Genomic DNA, 20,449 nt, shown 5'->3' with positions numbered 1-20,449 from the left:
TAAAAACATTTAATATTTTTTAAACGTTTTGCCCTACCTAATAGGTTAACGAAAGATTTAGTTTTGTCAAATCGGTTTTTTTATTTCATCGTGTTTTTTAATTAATAAACGGAGGATAGAGCAATTTCTCATCATTAGAATGTTTGACAAGTAATTAAAAGTACTGTTACGATTGTTTTATTAACAATATTTAATTTTTATTTAACAAATTTAACGATATGCTTATATAAATATAAAGGAGTGATAATTTGAATTTACAAAAAATGTATATAAACGGTGAATGGATCAACGCCAAATCCGGTGAAACACGAAATATTATTAACCCTTTTAATCAAGAAGTTATTGCAACAGCTGCGGAAGGAAATGAAGAAGATACGCGAGCAGCCATTCAAGCAGCACGGGTTGCCTTTGATGAAGGAAGCTGGAGCACATTACCTGCTAGCGAACGTGGGGAGCTCGTATACGGAATCGGTACATTAATCCGTCGAGATCTGCAAGAACTGGCCGAACTCGAGTCATTGGATACTGGTAAAACACTCGAAGAAAGCCTTGGTGATATGGCAGACATCGCAAATGTTTTTCTTTATTTCGGTGGTTTAGCAGATAAAAATGGCGGTGAAGTGATTCCATCACCGATACCAAACAGCGAAAGTAAAGTTGTTCGCGAGCCAGTCGGCGTCTGTGGGCAAATCACACCATGGAATTATCCTTTATTGCAAGCCGCATGGAAGATTGCACCGGCTTTGGCAGCAGGTAATACTATTGTGATGAAACCGAGTGAGATCACACCATTAACAACCGTTAAAGTCTTTAAACTAATAGAAGAGGTTGGTGTACCAAAAGGTGTAGCCAACATCGTGCTTGGTTCCGGAGCATCGACTGGTGCAGAACTAGCAAGTAGTAATGATGTTGATTTAATTTCATTCACTGGTGGCATTGAAACCGGAAAAACAATCATGCAGGCAGCCAGTCATAATGTGAAAAAAATCGCACTTGAGCTCGGCGGAAAGAATCCAAATATCGTCTTTGCCGATGCTGACTTCGAAACAGCGGTTGACCAGGCGTTAAACGCTGTGTTTTTCCACGCAGGACAAGTGTGCTCTGCCGGATCCAGACTTTTAGTTGAAGAAAGCATTCATGATGAATTTGTTGAAGCACTGGTTGAACGTACAAAGAGAATCAAATTAGGCAATGGTTTTGATGAAAGCACACAAAGCGGACCAATGATTTCTGCAGAACACCGTGCAAAAGTTGAAAGCTACGTGGAAATCGGCCTAAACGAAGGCGCCAAGCTAGCTGTTGGCGGAAAACGTCCTGATAATCCTGAACTGCAAGACGGCTTTTTCTATCTGCCAACTATATTTACTAACTGCACAAACGATATGCGTATCGTCCAGGAAGAAGTATTCGGACCGGTATTAACGGTAGAAACCTTCCAGACTAAAGAAGAAGCAGTCAAATTAGCGAATGATACGATTTATGGCTTGGCAGGAGCTGTCTGGACACAAGATTTGGATAAGGCAGAATTTGTAGCGGCACGCTTGCGAATGGGTACTGTTTGGATTAACGACTTCCATCCTTACTTTGCACAAGCACCGTGGGGCGGCTATAAGCAATCAGGCATTGGCCGTGAGCTTGGTTCAGAAGGTATGGAAGAATATACTGAGGTTAAGCACATTTATCGTAATACACAACCTGAGCCTGTTAATTGGTTTAAATAATTTCTGTTGTAAATCTAATAGCTCTAAGCCTTCTTTAGTAAAAAGGTTTAGAGCTATCTTACGTTTTACCAGCATGTACCTTGCAGGGCTTTCAAACACGAGATTACTACTTGAAGTTTTACAAGGGTTTCAAAACATGTTACGTTTATATTGTTTAAACCGTTAAAAATATATTTAATAAACTTAACAAAAAGTAATGTAATCAACTAGCATTTAATTTTTTTATGGAGGGATTTATATGAATCAAAAATACGATTATGTCATTGTCGGCGGGGGCAGTGCAGGTTCTGTACTTGGGAACCGTCTAAGTGCAGATAAGAATAGCAGCGTGCTCGTTCTGGAAGCAGGCCGCAATGATCACTTCTGGGATCTATTTATTCAAATGCCGGCAGCATTAATGTTTCCATCAGGCAATAGCAATTATGACTGGATCTATTCTACGGATCCGGAGCCGTATATGAAGGGACGCCGTGTTGCACACGCTCGAGGAAAAGTACTCGGGGGATCAAGTTCGATAAATGGCATGATCTACCAGCGCGGTAACCCGATGGACTACGATCGCTGGGGATCCGATAACGGAATGGAAGATTGGGATTATGCCCATTGTCTACCATATTTTAAACGACTGGAAGGAACCATTGGAGACGACGCGGATGAATACCGCGGTCACCATGGTCCAATCAAATTAAAGCGCGGACCTGCCAAGAACCCTTTATTCCAGGCTTTTTTCGATGCTGGAGTTGAGGCTGGTTACGCAAGGACACCCGATGTAAACGGTTTTCGTCAAGAAGGATTTGGTCCATTTGACAGCCAAATTCATAATGGCAGACGGGTTTCTGCTTCACGAGCATATTTACATCCTGCCATGCGACGCAAAAATCTTACCGTAGAGACGCGTGCTTTTGTTACCAGCATCAATTTTGATGGTACTACTGCGCAAGGTGTCACATACAAACAGAACGGAAAAACCCATCATGTTGACGCGGGAGAAGTTATACTTTCCGGTGGTGCATTTAACACACCGCAGTTATTACAATTGTCCGGTGTAGGCGACCCTGAGCATTTGCGCTCAGTTGGCATTGAACCGATCTTGGACTTACCAGGCGTAGGAGAAAACCTTGAGGATCATCTTGAAGTATATATTCAGCACGCTTGTCCGCAGCCAGTTTCCATGCAGCCAAGCTTAAATAAAGCTAAAATGCCTTGGATTGGCTTGCAATGGCTGCTTGGACGCACCGGTCCAGCATCAACGAACCATTTTGAAGGTGGCGGATTCGTTCGTTCGAATGACGAAGTTGAATATCCAAATCTGATGTTCCATTTCCTACCACTTGCGGTTCGTTATGATGGTAAAAAAGCCGATACGGAGCACGGATTCCAAGTACACGTTGGACCGATGTATTCAAACTCGAGAGGTAGCCTGAAAATCCGTTCACGTAACCCTTTCGAGCATCCAAGTATCGTCTGTAACTATCTATCTACCGAAGCCGATCGCCGTGAATGGATTGAAGCAATACGCGTTTCACGTGACATCCTTTCGCAGCCAGCATTAGAACCTTACAGTACGGGTGAAATTTCACCTGGAACTTCTGTTCAAACAGACGAAGAGATTTTGGAGTGGGTAGCAAATGACGCGGAAACAGCACTTCATCCATCTTGTACAGCAAGAATGGGTCCTGCTTCCGACCCAATGGCAGTCGTAGACCCGAAGACCATGAAAGTTCATGGCCTTGAAAATCTGCGTGTAGTAGATGCATCTGCTATGCCGCATACAACAAATGGAAATATCCATGCACCAGTGTTGATGTTGGCGGAAAAAGCAGCTGATATTATTCGCGGCCAAAGACCAATGAAGCCTGAGTATAAAGATTATTACCGTCATGGCGTTCACCCTGCCGATGCAGGTACCGGTGTGAAGTAAGTTATAATTGTATGAAAACTAGAAGGAGGCCGTTCTTGTGATTAGAACGGCCTCCTTCTTTTTAATTATTTCGCGGGATACATTACAGGTTGGGCGAAATACGTGCCACTTCGGAGTGAATACAAGCCACTTCCGCCATAATACCAGCCGACGAGCGAAATACAGTCCGACTTCCATGAAATACGAGCCACTTTCGAGTGAATACAAGACAGTTTAACCAGAATACAATCCTCTTCGGCATAATACCGGCGGGGCAGCGAAATACAGTCCGACTTCCATGAAATACGAGCAATTTCCGAGTGAATACAAGCTAGTTTAACCAGAATACAATCCTCTTCGGCATAATACCGGCGGGGCAGCGAAATACAGTCCGGATTCCATGAAATACGAGCCATTTCCGAGTGAATACAAGCCAGTTTAACCAGAATACAATCCTCTTCCGGCATAATACCAGCCGACGCGCGAAATATAGTCCGACTTCCATGAAATACGAGCCACTTTCGAGTGAATACAAGCCAGATTCACTAGAATACAATCCACTTTCGGCATAATACCGGCCAGGCATCGAAATAAAAAAAAGAGACCGTTCAACTAACATGAACGGTCTCTAATTGCGTGAAAAATTTACTCCATTTACATGGTACTTATATCAATAACAAATCGATACTTCACATCGGACCCTAAAACGCGTTCATACGCTTCATCAATTTGATCGGCAGAAATGACTTCAATGCTGGGAGCAATGTCATGTTTAGAACAGAAATCCAGCATTTCCTGGGTTTCACGGATGCCTCCAATCAATGATCCTGCAAACGAACGACGATGACCAATTAGCGAAAATGCATTAACCTCCAATGGTTCTGCAGGCGCACCAACGTTTACAAGTGTACCATTTAAAGTTAGCAAGGAGAGATGCGCGTTTATATCAATTTTTGCGCTGACCGTATTAATAATCAGGTCGAATTTTCCTGCTAGTTTTTCAAATGTCGAAGGGTCACTTGTTGCATGGTATTCACTCGCTCCAAATTCTAATCCATCCTCTTTCTTATTTAAAGTCCGTGACAGCACGGTAACATCTGCACCCATAGCGGACGCGATTTTAACAGCCATGTGTCCAAGACCACCCATACCAACTACAGCGACTTTCTTTCCCGGACCAGCATTCCAGTGGTTTAACGGTGAAAATGTAGTAATACCTGCACAAAGTAATGGTGCTGCCGCATCAAGCTCAATATTGTCTGGAATTCGTAATACGAAATCCTCTTCAACTACAATATGGGTAGAATAGCCACCTTGAGTTGGCTCTCCGTATTTATCAACACCATTATAAGTTGGGACATTCCCTTTTAAACAGTATTGTTCCTCGCCTTTGCGGCAGTTCTCACATTCACCACATGAACCTACCATACAACCTACACCGACGCGGTCTCCTACTTTGTAGCTCGTTACTTCTGATCCAGTTGCTGTCACAAAACCCGCAATCTCGTGACCAGGTACAAGAGGATAGTTTACTTCTCCCCATTCACCATGTGCAGTATGAATATCCGAATGGCATATCCCTGCATATTTTATTTCAATTAAAACATCATATAAATCAAGATCGCGCCTTTGAATTTCAGCTGGTCGGAACGATTTATCTGGTCCGTCGACAGCTCTTGCTTTAGCAGTTACCATAATGAAATCCTCCTATTAATATCATTCTAAGAGAAACAGAGCTTTTATAAAAAGTTACCTCTAACTCAACTTCGCTTGTTCTCTTTAAACAACATGGTACGCCTTATAGTTAACTCGAGGTCAAGTAGAAAGATTGATTTTTTCATACTTTCCTCTATAGGGTTTTGACAGTCCTCATGGTTCATGGTAGACTCCTCTCCACAAACCTAAAGTTAACTCGAAGTTTACGTTGAGAAAGGAAGATACAAAATGAAGAAGTATTCCATTAGCGAAATAGCAAAAGAGCTGGACCTTACCGTCTATACGCTGCGTTATTATGACAAAGAGGGACTACTGCCATTTGTGGAACGTACATCCAGCGGGACTAGAGTATTTAAAGAATCCGATATCGAGGCACTAAAGATCATTGAATGCTTAAAAGCAACAGGGATGCCTATCAAGGAAATTAAAAACTTTATTGATTGGTGTTCGGAAGGGGATTCCTCGCTTCAACAAAGATATGATTTGTTTTTGGAACGGAAGGATACTGTAGAGGCACAGATGGCAGAATTAAAAAAGACAATGCAGCTTATTGAGTATAAATGCCTTTATTACAAGACTGCGCTTGATGCTGGCACAGAGGATATTCATAAGGAAAATAAAATAGAAATCACTCGATAGCATCCAGAGAAATAGATTTACATACTGGATATCGTAATAAACAGCCTTTTGCCCTTAACATGGACAAAAGGCATTATTTATTTTAATACCTATTTCGCATTCTCGTCTGGCTGATGAATCCCGAATAAATTTCCTTCCGTGTCCTTGTAGTAACCCTGCCACGCCATTCCAGGAAGTGCGTATTTTGGCATCGCGACTGTTCCGCCTTTTTCCAAAATCTTTTTCTCGATAGAATCATAATCTGCAACGCCCATTGTACAAGCAAATCCATTCAACGGCTGGTTTGCTTCTGGAGGTGGACCTTGCCTCTGCATCAACGCTCCGTTAATTCCCATTTCATTTGCATCACCCGTTACAGCTCCGAAATAAGGCATTCCCGCATAGTCCGTCCAATCTTCAAATTTCCAATCAAACACATCACCATAAAACGATTTCGCTCTTTCCATGTCATCCACATGAATTTCAAAATGAACCATTCTTCCCATACTTCTCACCTGCACTTCCGCAAATTTTGTTCCCACTATATATATTCTGCACAGGACGTGCGAACACCTGCTTCATTTTCAAAAAAATCTATGTTCATTCTGTAAAATATCGGCGTGTTGTGGAATACAATCCGAGTTAACCATAATAACCAAGTACTAAATGATTAATAAACTTCATAATATAAAAGAAAAAAGTATTGGGATGTGTTTACTTGAGCGTTTTCAACCCCGAAAAGCTTTATGTTGAATTTAGAGAAGGAATAACGCCTACAGAACCTATAATCCATAGACGCTATACACTAACCCATTCGGATCTTACCGGAGATCTTTTTTTAACAATTGGATTAAGATTTGCCTGGGATAAAATTAACCCTATGAGAGATGAAGTACGTGGTGAGTGGATTATGACTAGAGATTGCTATGTATACCATGTGTATTTGGACGTAGATGGACAATTTAATCAGGATGTTGCAGCTACACGAAATGATATATTCAGGCGTGAACTACCACTCGCTTTGGAAGCAATCAGATATGGAGATAGCAGATTTTTCATGTCACATCCTGAATTGAATAACTCTCCAATAATCGTTCACTTTATATCAAGCTATCCTCAGTTTAATACGATAGAAAATTGGGGTACTTTTGCAAAATATGCTACCCCCGGATTTTAATAAAATTCCTCGAATTTTGTTTCCTCTAACACTCACCCTTTTATGGAATAAAAATTGGAGAAAAGTATGCAACTGATGGCAGCTTCCGTATTAACTTTAATTGGCTGATCTGAATGTAAAAAAGAATAGGACATCAATTGATATCCTATTCCAATCATTGCTTTTTATTTATCACTCATTACTAGATTGATGCTTAGGCAGATAGATCCTAGCCTTAAACAAATCTCCGTCAACATGTATATCAAATTTCCCTTTTTGTATTTCAATTAAGTTACCCGCAATCGATAATCCTAACCCGCTTCCTTGGCTCGTTCTGGACTCATCGCCTCTTTTGAAACGCTCCATTAGTTCGTCTGCTGTGATATTTAATTCAGTTGCTGAGATGTTTTTGAAAGTGATCAGTATTTCATCGCCCAAATCGACAATATCTATATATACTCTTGATCCTTCAAGAGCATAATTAAATATATTAGATAACAAGTTCTCTATGGACCTCCACAATAACTTACCGTCAGCAGTAACATAGACTTTTTCATTAGGATGATTTACCTTAAAATCTAAATCCATGACAGCTACTTTGTCATTCACTTCCCCCAGACCTTGCGTAATTAAGGAGACGATATCAATTTTTTCTAAAGAAACTGGGATATTTCCACTTGTGGCCTTAGCTGCTTCAAATAAATCATCTGTTAATAGTTTTAGCCTTTTGGATTTTCGATCTAACACTTCAATATAACCGTCTGTCTTAGCTGAATCCTTATCATTTTTCAAAAGATCGACATACGTAATAATAGAAGTTAAAGGCGTTCTTATATCATGTGATACATTGGTGATCAGCTCCGTTTTTAACCGCTCACTCTTGAGTTCATTATCAACTGCTTTCTTCAACCCATCCGTGATGCTGTTAATATCGGAAGCAAGTCCTGCAAACTCTCCTTTGCCATTCACTTCGATTCGATGGTGTATATTTCCGTCCTTTATTGTCTCTACCCCATCCTGTAAAGCTTTAAAGGATTTGACTTTTTTATAAGCAAACCAAGCTGCTATACCAATGGTTATCGGGAAGATGAAGAACGTTAACGCAATTAATAGTGGATAGCCAATTACAATTAATACCGTCTTAACTCCGGTACTTCCGCTTCTATATACATCCCCTACAAATTTAACTAACGTATAAATGATACTGAAGAACAATGTATGCTTGATAAGCGTTTTATTTTTAACATGTTTCACAAGTGACAGTATCAGCAGCAACCCTATGGTAACTATAGGAAAGGTAATGGGAAAGAAAAATAAATCAATTTTATTAGATACTTCCGCCATCCATGTGCCCCATAGCAAAATTAGGAATATACAAGCTGCAATATTAATATCGTTATACAATTTATTAGCTGCATAAAGGTGTACGTCGTGATCCTTAAATGATTTTCTTCCTGTCACGAGTACCAGGTAGACAAATGAAAGAATAAATCCTAACAAGAACCATGCTATATAATATAAATTTTTTGTAGCTATAGCTTTATTGCTTTCCCATTCTTCTATTTGAGCATTTAAAGTTTCTTCCGTAAAAGCAAGATACATAACCGTGTTTTCTGGATTCAATTCATTTAGATGGTCTGTTATCCGATATAAATATTCATTTTGTTCTACTTTATTTGGAAAAAATTCGCGTTGATAATCTTCAGCTATCATATAAGAAGGATAGCTTTTAAACTGTTCTTTATCTGTCAGCTTTGTATTTGAAAATACATTTTCGCCATCGCTGGCATAAAACAACGGTGCTTCATAATCTTCAAGTCTTTGCATAAGAAAATAAAAGTCTTCTAGATCCTCCTGAATCATCCTATCCTTCGCCTGAGAAATTTCAGCAGCATATTCCTGTTTAAATGTTTCATAATTTTTTTCTCTACTTAACGCTGGATTATAACTATTAGAGTGGTGCTGATAATCTAATAATAAGTTTTCTTCCTCATCTTTCCATTCATCCTCATCAATTGTTCCGCCACTTTTAATATATTCTTCATTCTTATATTCCTCTATTAAAGTTGTGAGGGTCCCAATGAGATTTTCACTTTCCTGAACAAAGCTCCTGCTTTCAAAATAATGGTCATCCACCACGCTGCTAAAGTCTCCATCATTTACGATCTCTCCATTTATAAATGATTTCATGATACCCATGACACATAAAACCGCAATAATCAAAACAACTATTTTTGTTATAATTGAATGGCTATATTTTTTCAACTTTATATCCAACTCCCCACACCACTTTCAAGTATTTTGGCTCCTTTGAATTAATTTCTATTTTTTCTCGAATCTTTCTAATATGAACAGATACTGTATTTTCCGGACTATGAGCCGTTTCATTCCAAACCTTTTCATAGATCTCCTCAATGGAAAAAACTTTTCCAGCGTTTGCAGTCAAAAGCTTTACTATTTTATATTGCACCGGGGTTAGACGCACTTCCTCCCCGTCGACCGTGATCGTTTTACTTTCATCATCGACCATCAGCCCCCCGGTCTGATATACATTACTCCTCGTTTCAAGACTTCCAAAGGTTGTATATCTTCTCAGCTGGGATTTAACCCTTGCAATCAATTCCAAAGGATTAAATGGCTTGGTAATATAGTCATCAGCCCCTAAATTTAATCCGATTATCTTATCCGAATCCTCCGATTTAGCAGAAAGCATGATCAATGGAATACTATTTTCTTCTCTAATCTTCATGGTAGCTTTGATCCCATCCATCTTAGGCATCATAATATCCATGATAATAAGCTGGATCTCGTGATCTCTGATTACTTCTATGGCTTCTATTCCATTAAAAGCTTTGAATACTTGGTAGCCTTCATTTTCTAAATAAATCTCTATCGCATCGACAATTGCTGTATCATCATCACAAACTAATATGTTCACGGAAATTCACTCCTAAATGAAATTTTCACCATTTATCACCTCTTTATTATAGCTTCTAAGTGCATCATATCAGTTAAATCTTAATAAATACTTGATACAATTCTTAAGATTTTCTTAGTATGTTCAAAAATCAACAAGTTGACTTCCTTCACGTCTAGTGATAAACTTTTTTATATTACAGACATTAAGAGTCTTTAATATCTTTTATAACGATGAGGAGGTTTATCATGAGGTATTCAAACGCAACAAACTATGCCCTGCATACGATGGTCCATTTAATGCTGCAGCCTGGTGGCAACTCGGTGGGAGTTCAGGAACTAGCCGAAATGCAGCATCTTTCTCCGACGTACCTTTCTAAGATACTAACCAAACTTACGAAAGCCGGTTTGATCGAGTCGACGCCTGGCGCGAAGGGAGGCTATAAAATCTCCAGGATAAAACATGACATATCCTTTTTGGACGTTATTCATGCGATTGAAGGAGATACCAGCTTGTTCGATTGCTCCATTCATCATGAAGGCTGCTTGATTGAGAGCGTCATGAAGCAGGCAGAAGAAAATATGAAAGATGATCTGGAATCAAAGCTTATTATCGATATTGCGAAAGAGGCAGAATCCAAACAGAAGGAAGAAAAAAGTTAAAGGAGGATCTATATGAATCACTCACACAAGCACAGCAAAGGAAAAGTATCGTACTTGGAAAGTCCCGAACGAAGAAAACAATTCTCGCCAGAACAGCTGCTGAACATGATTCCTATAAAAGAAACGGACAGCATATTGGACTTTGGCGCTGGAACAGGATATTTTTCCATCCCTGCAGCGAAAAGGATCACAGGCAACGTATACGCCTTAGATATTGACACTGCCATGCTGAAAATAATAAATGAGAAAGCTTTGAAAGAACAGCTCACGAATATTGTATCAGTTCAGGGAAGTATGGAAGCTCTACCTGTACCTGATGACTCTATCGATATAATCATAGCTTCTCTGGTACTGCATGAAATTCAGCCGCTTGCACCGCTTCTGCAGCAAATGAAAAATGTACTGAAAAAAGAAGGCTACCTAATCTGTCTGGAACTTGAACCAAAAGGAAGTTCCGAAAAAGCACCGAGAATTACTATGCAAGGAATGGAACGGGAAATGAAAGAAGCAGGATTCCAGGTTACGGAGAAATTTTTCCCAGCTGAATCACTATACATGCTCGTTGCGCAGAAGACGGGTTAATTTTTCGATAACTATTAAAACTACCATAAACCCATGTTATAACAACCTTATATAATATATAAGTAGTTAATTTACTCTCACTCTCTAATAAAGGGGCTATTTCGCCACTTACCTAATTCTATGTATTTTACTTCTGCGCCATTAAGACGAAAAAGGTTGCCCTGAAGGCAATCGAAATCGTGTCTATAAGAATCTTGTCGAACGAAATATTCTTTTAAAAGAAGGGTTATAGTTCTTAATAAAAGAATAAATAAACTAGATAAATTAGAAAAGAGAAGGAGGAGTAGTAAATGCTTAAAAAATTGTTAGGTGTTTTATTAGCTGTTGTTGTTTTTGGTGCGACTGTTTTACCAGCTATTAGTTACGGAGAAACGGTTAAAGAAGGCATTAATATTGTTAAAGATAACGATATTGAAAGAATAGCTGTGTCACTAGAAGATGGAGAAGAAATTGAAGCAACTCTCGATAAAGATTCTAACATTTTAACAATTGAAGAAGATGGAGAAGAGAGGGTTTTCGATTTAGATGCTTTGGCTGAAGAATACGTAGAATCAGGTTCTATCTCACCTGATGTATCTTCTTCACAAACAGATTTCGGAATAATGGCAGCCACTACTAAACAAAACACATTTATTAACTACGAATATACAATTACTCACGGTTCACCTGAACGCTGGCAATTAAGAAGACCTGATGGAAAATCTTTAATCAAGTATAAATATCAAAATGTTACCCGTACCACTTCAAATAAATCACAATTAACAAGATATCAAGGATATGTAGAAAATATTAATTACTATGAAATTAGGGCAATTGGCACCTCCCTTACTACTTTAGGTTTATCATTCTTAGCCTTTATTCTTTCTGTTCCAACAGCAGGTGCAGGAACATTAACTGCAGGATTAGCTGCTCTAGGGGCATATGGTGCAACATTAGATGCTGCTGTGAAGTTGGGTCAAAATGCTAACTGGGCAAGAGCTACTTATTTCGATATTCTTTATTAATAAAGGTTATTAAATGTTTAGAAACGAGTGATAAAAAATGATTTTATTAAAACTTGGGATCTCCTTTATAACGTTATTTTTAATATTTTTAGGAATCTACTTTTTGTTTGTTAAAAAGAATAAAAACAGAAATAGTACAATTATTGGTTATGCTTATATTTCGGTAGGGTTATTTGGTTTTTTTGTAACGTTGTTATTCATTTAATGAAATTTGTGTACAGGAAGAGAACGTTTGTTCCTTTTAATTTTATTTTTGGTATAAAAAGAACCTCTTCAAACGTGTTCAAGCGTTTGAAGAGGCTAGATTTCATTATTTAATTCATCTAATACAGTATTACTTAGTTCAACTGAAAAAATCTGGAACTTGAATCAATAGGAAGCTCTGATAAATCACCAAGGCATACCTTGGAAGGATATAACGGATCTACAACTTGTCTTACTTTCCTACTTCCAAAGCCATTCGCAAATACTCAACAAACAAACTGCACTGCTCTTCCACCTGTACACCATTTTCCGGTAAAATGGCATCATCGAGAGCGAGACCATCCGTGAAACTAATGATGGATCGCGAAAGCAGTACGCTGTCAAAACGATCGCTGAATTCACCAGCATCTTGACCAGCTTTGATAACATCGGTATAAAGACGAACCGCTAAGTTATACCGCTTTTTGGCATAGTCTCGACGTCGCACGTCGTTTCTTCCAGTGATGAAAAATTCCAGTTTGCTTGGTGCGAGTGGATCCATCTTGGCGTCAGGTTTTCCCTCTTCTCCAAATAGCATCTGCATGAGCAATTTCCAGAACGATTCAGTCGTACTCAGCTTGTTATTTATGTTTTCGGATTCCTTACTAAGTCCAACTTCAATGATGGCTTCGAATAAGTCTTCCTTATTGGAAAAATACTGATAGAGTCCGCCACGACTGACCCCAGCTGCATCCATAACGTGCTTCATCGTCGTGTTTTCATAACCGTGTTCAATAAAGACATCCCTTGCTGCGCTCATAATATTAGCTCGTCGTTGCTGCAGATGCTCCTCGCTCACTCGTGGAGCCATGTGAATTCCCCCGTTCTACTTTCCTTCTTGTAACATACCCGATCAGCGACACAAGAACCAGCAAGCTAGCTGTAATGGTGAATGTTGGAATAACCCCAATAACCGTTGCCAGCCACCCTCCTAGCAATGGGCCAATAATCGTTGCCGTTGTCATAACACTGTTGATAACCCCGAAGACTCGACCCGTCATATGAACAGGTGTATCGACTTGAACAGTCGCCTGGAATGGCACAAAAAGCAGACTGGCCGAAAATCCTGCGACAAATCCTAGAACCGGTCCCCAGATTATGGAATAGTCAAGATCGTAATTCGTTAGTACTCCCATCATACCAAAACTCAATCCAATACCACAAACACCAATCAGCATAAGCGGGTATGGCTTATAATTGGTTTTCTTAGCTAGCAGATAGCCCGCAAAGAACATACCAAGACCAGATCCAGTAACTAGATATCCAAACAAATCAGGCGAAGCGTTCGTTAACTCCCGGATCAAAACAATAAGCTGCGTATCGGCCAATTGAAGAATTAAAAGACTGACCCCCATCATCAGTAAACCGATTACCATAAAACGGCTTGATTTGATAAACGAAAGTCCCTCGACGAACTCCTTTTTGAATGACCCTTGTTTCTTTTCGTCTTCCTCAGCAGACTCTACTTTTATGGCATTAGGTAAGAAAAGCAACAATACTGCTGAGACAACGAACGTTGCAGAGTCGATAAAAAATACCTGCTGCGCACCAAATGCCACAACGAGAACCCCGCTAAGGAGCGGCCCAATAATTTTTGTCGATGAATCAATCATGGAAGTGATCGACATAGCAGCCTTCATATCACCTTCCCCAACAACCTCTTTCAACTTGCCATTCTTCGCTGGAATGAATACTGCCGAAAGTATACCGATTGCAAACAGTGTGACATACACCATCCAAAGTGAACTTGCGACGGTAAGGACAAGAATCAATCCTGCCCGGGTGAAATCCGAGATAATCATAATTGTTTTTCGACTGAAGCGATCGGCCACCATACCCGCTACTGGACCAAGCAACGCCATTGGAACAGCCAAACAGAGAATAACCAGGGAAACTTCGATAGGTGACGCGTTCCACTTCAGTCCAACAAGCGTGATAATCGCCACTATACTCAACCAGTCACCAATACTTGAAATCGCCTGCGCACTCATTAACGTCATATATCCCTTGTTCTTCACTAAACTTTTCATTCCGATCTCCCTCTTTCGATTAAACGACATCGGTGTCGTTATTGGTTAATGTCATTATATCGACACTAGTGTCATTTTGCAACTGTTTTTTAAGCCTATTTTGAGAAAAGTTTTTGAAAGTCCGCTTAAATATGTAAAATGACCTGTTAAAATGTCTTTCCAATTAACATCTATAAAATTCTTAATAGTGAAGCTTGAGTGCTTGTCCCTCTGCAACATCCAGTTGATTTTTATAAATTTTTAAATAAATCTTTTAAACGTTTGACTTCAACAGTTACAAGGTTTTCTATATCATCAATTCTTTCGTTTAATATGATGTACAGACTTGATTAGTTTGTCTTTTATTCACTGAGGATTCATGTTTTCACCTCCATATAAAAAAAGACATTCATGTGGAATGTCTTTTTTTTAATAATTCATCTAATGTTTTTGCCATAAAATAATCTGTGTTTTTGGAGTAATATTTATAGGATAGGTAAGAAAGCGAAAAAAAGGCGAAATTTACAAATCCCCATCCAATAAACATATCATTAAACCACGTTCTAGTTATAAAAGCTAAACTTATAGGGAAACAAAATATAAAGCAAAACATTAATGATCCGAGCTCGTGCTTTCGGTTTAATAAATGCCGGTATCTTTCAGAGATATAATTTAATTTATATTCCTCCATTTCTTTTAAATTTGATTGCCATAAATACTCAATATAGAAATATACTTCATTTTTGTTACTGGGCAATGTAATATTATTTTCTTCCAGAATTTTTGTAGTGTATTTAATATCCCTATTATTCAGGCGTAACCAAAAAATAGAAAAATAGAATATATTTATTATATAACCAATGACTATGCCTAAAGAAATGAAAACTAGTAAATTACTAAACACCTTTACAACATTGTCTGATTGTAATTTAAAATTATAAAAATCACCAAAATAAGAAGTAACTAAAAACCATAGTAATACAATCCATCCTGGCATTCCCCATCTGATTAAATATTTGCTCTCAAATCTCAACAATATGTACCTCCCTTTAATTACCTATTCGACAAATGGGAGTATTTTCCTTCTTTATCTCCTATTACTTCTAACAGCCCCACCTTTACCACGTTTATACGTATCTTGATTCATACCCATAAGATCATGCCACTCATTATCAGATTGTTTCCCATTATTCTTTTTGGTTTTTACCGGTCGCTCTATTTTTCTTCAGCTACTCTTTGTCTAGATGGTCCAATAAATCACCCTCGTTATAAAGGGAATAGAAGGATTCGAACTTTCAAAACCCCACGCTCTACCCCCATTAAAAATACCAACTCACATACCATATGAGTTGGCTTTCTATAATAATATTTATTTGAAGCAGTTTTCGAGTATACTTCATATTACAATCATATCCTATTTATTTGAAAATGCTCTGCTTTTTCCTGCCAAAAGTCTGCCGTTATTTTTTACTTTCAAATTTAATCTGCATTCTTTCTATCTCTTTAGGAATTACGTAGACATATTCTAATATAATACGAGTAAACTTAATCATGTTATTAACTACATGACTATCAAAATCTACATCGTCATGTGCAGCTGAGTTTCCGATAACTCTAATTAAATGCGAAGCATCGTCTAACACTCCAGGGATAATGCCTTTTTCGGATAACTTATTTAATCGATTATTTAATGACCCTTTTACTTCCCCGTGTACTCGACAAAGAATATCCAATGTTCTTCTTAATCCCATTACACACATGACATTATCAACATTTTTTGTTTTTAAAGATGATTCATAAGCATTTCTGATTTTTGCCGGTACTAAAGATAATTCACCGGTATGAACAGGGTACAATGTTTCTCTATACTCATAGGGGCTTCCGTCTGGTCCAATTTCTATATCACTATACTCTAATGAAGTTAATGAAACTTTAAAGCATACCGGGCACTTGTATAAAGTATATGTTGAGAAATATGTTAATATCGGGAATTTCCTTCCATACCCATCAAAATCAAATTCGTGTTCCTTCTCTTCAATTTCGCTTTTAATTTCTAAAATTGTTTCATTACCACAATGCAAACATAATATCGCCTCGTCTGAATATCTTTTTTCCGCCATTTTATCCCCCTACGTAATTCAATTACCCATATCTTATATACTGTGTAATTCAATAAATTCTCTAATCCCTTAATATTCCTAATTCTACCATAAGTCGATAAAATGAGTTACACATCCTCTTTTTTATGGATATCTCGTAAGTGTATACTTCCAACGTAATCACTGAAACCCTTTGTAATCAGCGTTTCAATGGATATATTTTTGCTTCTCGATTAATCTCAGGTAAATTAAACGTTAACTGAGACATATTCCACTCTCCCTCTTATTTTTTTTGAAAGCTCCACTTTTGCCTCTTTAATAGGTTGGCATATGATAACCCCTTAATTCTCTAATATCTGATTGAAAACAAGTGTTGAAGTTAGCTTTCAAATTACATTCCAAACAACTTCTCTCCCCCATTATTAAATGGTAGAATAAGGTAGACAGTACCCTTCTTACATAAAACCCTCACAAGGAGTCGGTTTAATGATTATCTATGAAGCAACAAAAACTGAATTCATTTCTGACATAACCAATGAGTTATTAATTGAGCGATTATATAAATCCTATCAAGAAAAAATTGGGAGAACCTCTAAAAGTGAAATCACTTCCTGGGAAAATTCTCTGCAGCGCATGTGTAACGTCATGCAAGATAAAGAAATTCCTCGTGACGCTGCTGTAGCCATTGAATTTAAGATACCTAATACATCTAAACGAGTTGACTTCCTTGTAGCTGGCAATAACGGCAATCAGGATCATGTTGTAATTGTGGAGTTAAAGCAATGGTCAGAGGTAGAGAAAATTGAAAGTAAGGATGCAGTTATCAGCACTTATCTTGGTGGAGGTGCGCGTTCTGTGACTCATCCTTCCTATCAGGCGTGGTCCTATGCTGCTTTAATAAGTGATTTTAATGAAAATGTCCAGGAACAACATATTGAATTAAACCCGTGTGCTTATTTACATAATTATAGAAAGATAGATAACGATCCTCTTACAGATGTACACTACGAAGAACATCTAGCGAAAGCTCCCGTATTCACAAAAGGCGAGATTCAAAAATTACGAAGTTTTATTAAACAGTATGTTCGTAAAGGAGATAAGAACCGGTTAATCTATCAGATTGAACATGGTAGAATTCGTCCGTCGAAATCATTGCAGGACAACCTAAGCAGCATGCTGGATGGTAACGAAGAATTTATTATGATTGATGAACAAAAAATATTTTACGAGGATGCCTATCATTTAGCAACGGAAGGCTCAAAGATAACTAAGAAACAGGTAATGGTCATTGAAGGTGGTCCAGGTACTGGCAAGTCCGTAATGGCTGTTAACCTACTAGTGAATTTAATAAATCAGGGCTTGATGACACTATATGTTTCGAAAAATTCAGCTCCCAGAGAAGTCTATGCCTCCAAGCTAAAAGGTACAATAACTAAAACAGAGATTGATAACTTATTTAAAGGATCCGGGAGCTTTACCAAATCCGAATTAAATGAGTTCGATGTCATTGTTGTAGATGAAGCGCACCGTTTGAATGAAAAGTCCGGTTTTTATGGTAACCAAGGGGAGAATCAGATTAAGGAACTTATTAATGCCTCTAAATTCACCCTCTTCTTCATAGACGAAAAACAACGAGTTACATTGAAGGATATTGGAAGTCTGGATGTTATAAAAAAATATGCAGAGGAATTCGACGCAGAATTAATTACAGGCATGCTAACATCACAATTCCGTTGTGATGGATCAGATGCCTACATTGCATGGCTGGAAGATGTACTTCAAATACGAGAAACAGCCAACACACACGATTATGGTGTTGATTACGATTTTCGTGTATTCGATGATCCCCACGCTATGTTGCACGAAATTGAAAAATTAAACCAAATGAACAATAAGTCTCGTATGTTAGCAGGTTATTGCTGGGAATGGCCAACAAAGGAACGAAAGAATACAAACTTTAAAGATATCATTATTCCAGAGCAAAACTTTGAAATCAGCTGGAATTTAACAGATAGTATTTGGGCAATAGATCAGGATTCAGTTAGTGAGGCAGGGTGCATACATACCGCCCAAGGACTAGAATTTGATTATGTAGGAGTCATTATTGGACCCGATTTAATTTATAAAGATGGCTTCGTACAAACAGATTATACTAAACGAGCCAAAAGTGATCAATCGTTAAAAGGAATTAAGAAGATAGCAAAAGAAGACCCTGAAAAAGCACAAACTGTTGCTGACGAAATCATTCGCAATACTTATCGCACACTAATGACACGAGGACAGAAAGGTTGTTTTATCTTCTGTACTGATCCAGAACTTAACCAATACTTCCAATCCCGATTGAAAAAGACTGATGTTTATCAGGATTTCTCGCCAATTAATTATAAAGTTGCCGAGGATAGAGGAATGTATGATTGATGTAATTGAAGATGAAAACTGAGTTCGTAATTGGTATTTCTGAACTCAATATCTTTGTTTTACTGACTAAAAATTGAGATTATTTGCATTAAATTTTTTCATAAATTTGAATTAACTTTCCTCATGATACGTCTGATAGTACCGGTTACTACCTTCGGATTATCACTTTTATGTTTGCATACAGAATTCATTTAGATAACTTACTAAATTGTTTCACTTTAGTAACAACCCTTCTTCCAATTTTTTCCGAATCACTCATACTAACTATATTAGAAATGTTTAACGAATCAGATATTGTATCCGTAATAATCGGAAAGAAGTCTATTAATATAGTTTGCAATAAATTATCTGCGTATTCATTGTCTTTTTTAATACTGTGCATAAGATACTCATAAAAGTTTATCCCCTTATCACTGTAATGCAACAAGTTCCTTAATGTTTTGATTTCAGCTTTAAAATCATACTTATAACTTAGTAATAGCTCATTTAAATTATTTAAATTTAAAGTTGAGTATTGTTGTGGAGCTCTCCTTTTAAGATCAAGTAAGCTTTCCATTGTTTGGTAGAATTTAATTAAAGATAATCTTAATAATATATATTTATCTAAGCTAATTTCTTTACCTTTATAGTCTAGATGTTTTTCTATCCACAAACAGCTAGATATCTCATTTTGTATTATCAATAATCTCATTATACAAACATCCATAGTGATATTATTAGTGAGAAACCTTTTATGCCATACATCTTTTAGTTCATACACTTCTTCATTTGACATTGTTATACTCTTTGAAGGTAATAGTAGTGGTTGCTCAATAGCATCAATAACATTAGCAATATTCATGCCCACTTCTTGAGAAAACTCTTTAATTACTTCCCCAGAATTAATAGAATCAAAAAAAGGAGTTTCATCATATACATACGTAACATATAAAGTACTTCCAATTAATTTATTTTGATCTAAGTAAAATCCTAGATTATCAATATCCTTACCAAATAAATCAAAGTGAGTATTAAGTACACTATTGAAAATATTTCTATTATGCTTTCCCTGACTAGCCTTAACCTTATGCCGAATCGATTCAATGTATTTAAATGTAGAAGGCGTTTCTTTTAATATTCCTTCTTTTTCTAAAACCTTTATTATTTCGTATAGCATTAGGCAGCTATCACGAAAAAGCGAGTGCACAGCTACACTAGAAAAATTCTCATTTCTTGTAAATAAAAGAAGTTTTTTTATGCCATGCAAATCATGATTGATAGTCTGTATATACTTCATAACAGTTTCTCCTTAGTTATATATTTCTAGCATTCGTTCTTCTTTACAGGAATAGAAATTATATTTCTCTCCATTGCTAAAAGGTTTATTTTTATAACATCGGCTCTCTTTATAAATTCTGCTTGGTA

18 protein-coding genes are annotated in these 20,449 nt (G+C 37.5%); 9 read left to right on the top strand and 9 right to left on the bottom strand.

Going from position 1 to position 20,449, the window contains the following annotated elements:
- The first annotated feature begins 263 nt into the window (after positions 1-263).
- Both betB and betA read left to right on the top strand, forming a co-directional pair.
- Positions 264-1,721, top strand: a complete 1,458-nt coding sequence (betB, locus tag VBD025_RS04590) for a betaine-aldehyde dehydrogenase (RefSeq protein ID WP_430791266.1) — start codon at positions 264-266, stop codon at positions 1,719-1,721.
- Positions 1,722-1,959: 238 nt separating this feature from the next.
- Positions 1,960-3,642, top strand: coding sequence for a choline dehydrogenase (betA, locus tag VBD025_RS04585; protein WP_430789720.1), 1,683 nt, complete (start codon positions 1,960-1,962; stop codon positions 3,640-3,642).
- Between the two features lie 633 nt (positions 3,643-4,275).
- Here the strand turns inward: betA and VBD025_RS04580 are convergent.
- A complete protein-coding gene (locus VBD025_RS04580; protein ID WP_430789718.1) occupies positions 4,276-5,316 on the bottom strand; it encodes an NAD(P)-dependent alcohol dehydrogenase in 1,041 nt (346 codons plus the stop codon).
- 249 nt (positions 5,317-5,565) lie between these two features.
- Here VBD025_RS04580 and VBD025_RS04575 point away from each other — a divergent pair, with 249 nt between their 5' ends.
- The gene (locus VBD025_RS04575; protein WP_430789716.1) at positions 5,566-5,976 is read left to right on the top strand and encodes a MerR family transcriptional regulator; all 411 of its coding nucleotides are present in this window, start codon (positions 5,566-5,568) and stop codon (positions 5,974-5,976) included.
- An 89-nt stretch (positions 5,977-6,065) separates the two neighbouring features.
- Here VBD025_RS04575 and VBD025_RS04570 read toward each other — a convergent pair whose 3' ends face one another.
- Positions 6,066-6,461 (bottom strand): VOC family protein, encoded by a 396-nt coding sequence (locus VBD025_RS04570; protein ID WP_430791264.1) that lies wholly within the window; start codon positions 6,459-6,461, stop codon positions 6,066-6,068.
- A gap of 212 nt (positions 6,462-6,673) precedes the next feature.
- Here VBD025_RS04570 and VBD025_RS04565 point away from each other — a divergent pair, with 212 nt between their 5' ends.
- On the top strand, positions 6,674-7,132 hold the full coding sequence (locus VBD025_RS04565) for a staygreen family protein (RefSeq protein WP_430789714.1): 459 nt from the start codon (positions 6,674-6,676) through the stop codon (positions 7,130-7,132).
- Between the two features lie 171 nt (positions 7,133-7,303).
- Here VBD025_RS04565 and VBD025_RS04560 read toward each other — a convergent pair whose 3' ends face one another.
- Positions 7,304-9,376 (bottom strand): histidine kinase dimerization/phospho-acceptor domain-containing protein, encoded by a 2,073-nt coding sequence (locus tag VBD025_RS04560; RefSeq protein ID WP_430789712.1) that lies wholly within the window; start codon positions 9,374-9,376, stop codon positions 7,304-7,306.
- Positions 9,363-10,049, bottom strand: coding sequence for a response regulator transcription factor (locus tag VBD025_RS04555; protein ID WP_430789710.1), 687 nt, complete (start codon positions 10,047-10,049; stop codon positions 9,363-9,365). The genes VBD025_RS04560 and VBD025_RS04555 overlap by 14 nt, the downstream gene beginning before the upstream one ends.
- Before the next feature lie 227 nt (positions 10,050-10,276).
- Here VBD025_RS04555 and VBD025_RS04550 point away from each other — a divergent pair, with 227 nt between their 5' ends.
- From VBD025_RS04550 to VBD025_RS04535, 4 genes are all read left to right on the top strand, one after another.
- Entirely contained in the window at positions 10,277-10,690 is a 414-nt protein-coding gene (locus VBD025_RS04550) for an RrF2 family transcriptional regulator (RefSeq protein WP_430789708.1), read from the top strand.
- A 12-nt stretch (positions 10,691-10,702) separates the two neighbouring features.
- Positions 10,703-11,272: a class I SAM-dependent methyltransferase gene (locus tag VBD025_RS04545; RefSeq protein WP_430789706.1), complete on the top strand. Its 570-nt coding sequence runs from the start codon at positions 10,703-10,705 to the stop codon at positions 11,270-11,272.
- A gap of 290 nt (positions 11,273-11,562) precedes the next feature.
- Positions 11,563-12,276 (top strand): geobacillin-26 family protein, encoded by a 714-nt coding sequence (locus tag VBD025_RS04540; protein WP_430789704.1) that lies wholly within the window; start codon positions 11,563-11,565, stop codon positions 12,274-12,276.
- A gap of 37 nt (positions 12,277-12,313) precedes the next feature.
- Positions 12,314-12,481: a hypothetical protein gene (locus tag VBD025_RS04535; RefSeq protein ID WP_430789702.1), complete on the top strand. Its 168-nt coding sequence runs from the start codon at positions 12,314-12,316 to the stop codon at positions 12,479-12,481.
- A gap of 231 nt (positions 12,482-12,712) precedes the next feature.
- On the opposite strand, the gene VBD025_RS04530 is transcribed toward VBD025_RS04535, so the two are convergent.
- The 4 genes from VBD025_RS04530 to VBD025_RS04515 form a co-directional block, all read right to left on the bottom strand.
- Positions 12,713-13,330 carry a TetR/AcrR family transcriptional regulator gene (locus VBD025_RS04530; protein WP_430789700.1) on the bottom strand — a complete coding sequence of 206 codons (618 nt, stop codon included), beginning with the start codon at positions 13,328-13,330 and terminating at the stop codon, positions 12,713-12,715.
- A complete protein-coding gene (locus VBD025_RS04525) occupies positions 13,284-14,549 on the bottom strand; it encodes an MFS transporter (protein ID WP_430789698.1) in 1,266 nt (421 codons plus the stop codon). Before VBD025_RS04525 ends, VBD025_RS04530 begins: the two co-directional genes overlap by 47 nt.
- A 388-nt stretch (positions 14,550-14,937) precedes the next feature.
- A complete protein-coding gene (locus tag VBD025_RS04520; RefSeq protein WP_430789697.1) occupies positions 14,938-15,561 on the bottom strand; it encodes a hypothetical protein in 624 nt (207 codons plus the stop codon).
- A 427-nt stretch (positions 15,562-15,988) separates the two neighbouring features.
- On the bottom strand, positions 15,989-16,648 hold the full coding sequence (locus VBD025_RS04515; RefSeq protein ID WP_430789695.1) for a DUF4145 domain-containing protein: 660 nt from the start codon (positions 16,646-16,648) through the stop codon (positions 15,989-15,991).
- Positions 16,649-17,113: 465 nt separating this feature from the next.
- Here VBD025_RS04515 and VBD025_RS04510 point away from each other — a divergent pair, with 465 nt between their 5' ends.
- The gene (locus VBD025_RS04510) at positions 17,114-19,045 is read left to right on the top strand and encodes a DNA/RNA helicase domain-containing protein (protein WP_430789693.1); all 1,932 of its coding nucleotides are present in this window, start codon (positions 17,114-17,116) and stop codon (positions 19,043-19,045) included.
- A 187-nt stretch (positions 19,046-19,232) separates the two neighbouring features.
- Here VBD025_RS04510 and VBD025_RS04505 read toward each other — a convergent pair whose 3' ends face one another.
- Positions 19,233-20,321, bottom strand: a complete 1,089-nt coding sequence (locus tag VBD025_RS04505) for a hypothetical protein (RefSeq protein WP_430789691.1) — start codon at positions 20,319-20,321, stop codon at positions 19,233-19,235.
- Positions 20,322-20,449: the final 128 nt, after the last annotated feature.

The organism is Virgibacillus flavescens, from assembly GCF_050574275.1.
GTDB lineage: Bacteria > Bacillota > Bacilli > Bacillales > Amphibacillaceae > Virgibacillus_F > Virgibacillus_F flavescens.
The sequence above is the reverse complement of the archived record's forward strand: the minus strand, read 5'-3'. Positions and strand labels throughout refer to the sequence as shown.

Coding starts and splice junctions, on each gene's coding strand:
- betB (WP_430791266.1), top strand. CDS start 264: ATGTATATAAACGGTGAATGGATCAACGCCAAATCCGGTGAAACACGA.
- betA (WP_430789720.1), top strand. CDS start 1,960: ATGAATCAAAAATACGATTATGTCATTGTCGGCGGGGGCAGTGCAGGT.
- VBD025_RS04580 (WP_430789718.1), bottom strand. CDS start 5,316: ATGGTAACTGCTAAAGCAAGAGCTGTCGACGGACCAGATAAATCGTTC.
- VBD025_RS04575 (WP_430789716.1), top strand. CDS start 5,566: ATGAAGAAGTATTCCATTAGCGAAATAGCAAAAGAGCTGGACCTTACC.
- VBD025_RS04570 (WP_430791264.1), bottom strand. CDS start 6,461: ATGGGAAGAATGGTTCATTTTGAAATTCATGTGGATGACATGGAAAGA.
- VBD025_RS04550 (WP_430789708.1), top strand. CDS start 10,277: ATGAGGTATTCAAACGCAACAAACTATGCCCTGCATACGATGGTCCAT.
- VBD025_RS04545 (WP_430789706.1), top strand. CDS start 10,703: ATGAATCACTCACACAAGCACAGCAAAGGAAAAGTATCGTACTTGGAA.
- VBD025_RS04540 (WP_430789704.1), top strand. CDS start 11,563: ATGCTTAAAAAATTGTTAGGTGTTTTATTAGCTGTTGTTGTTTTTGGT.
- VBD025_RS04535 (WP_430789702.1), top strand. CDS start 12,314: ATGATTTTATTAAAACTTGGGATCTCCTTTATAACGTTATTTTTAATA.
- VBD025_RS04530 (WP_430789700.1), bottom strand. CDS start 13,330: ATGGCTCCACGAGTGAGCGAGGAGCATCTGCAGCAACGACGAGCTAAT.
- VBD025_RS04525 (WP_430789698.1), bottom strand. CDS start 14,549: ATGAAAAGTTTAGTGAAGAACAAGGGATATATGACGTTAATGAGTGCG.
- VBD025_RS04515 (WP_430789695.1), bottom strand. CDS start 16,648: ATGGCGGAAAAAAGATATTCAGACGAGGCGATATTATGTTTGCATTGT.
- VBD025_RS04510 (WP_430789693.1), top strand. CDS start 17,114: ATGATTATCTATGAAGCAACAAAAACTGAATTCATTTCTGACATAACC.
- VBD025_RS04505 (WP_430789691.1), bottom strand. CDS start 20,321: ATGAAGTATATACAGACTATCAATCATGATTTGCATGGCATAAAAAAA.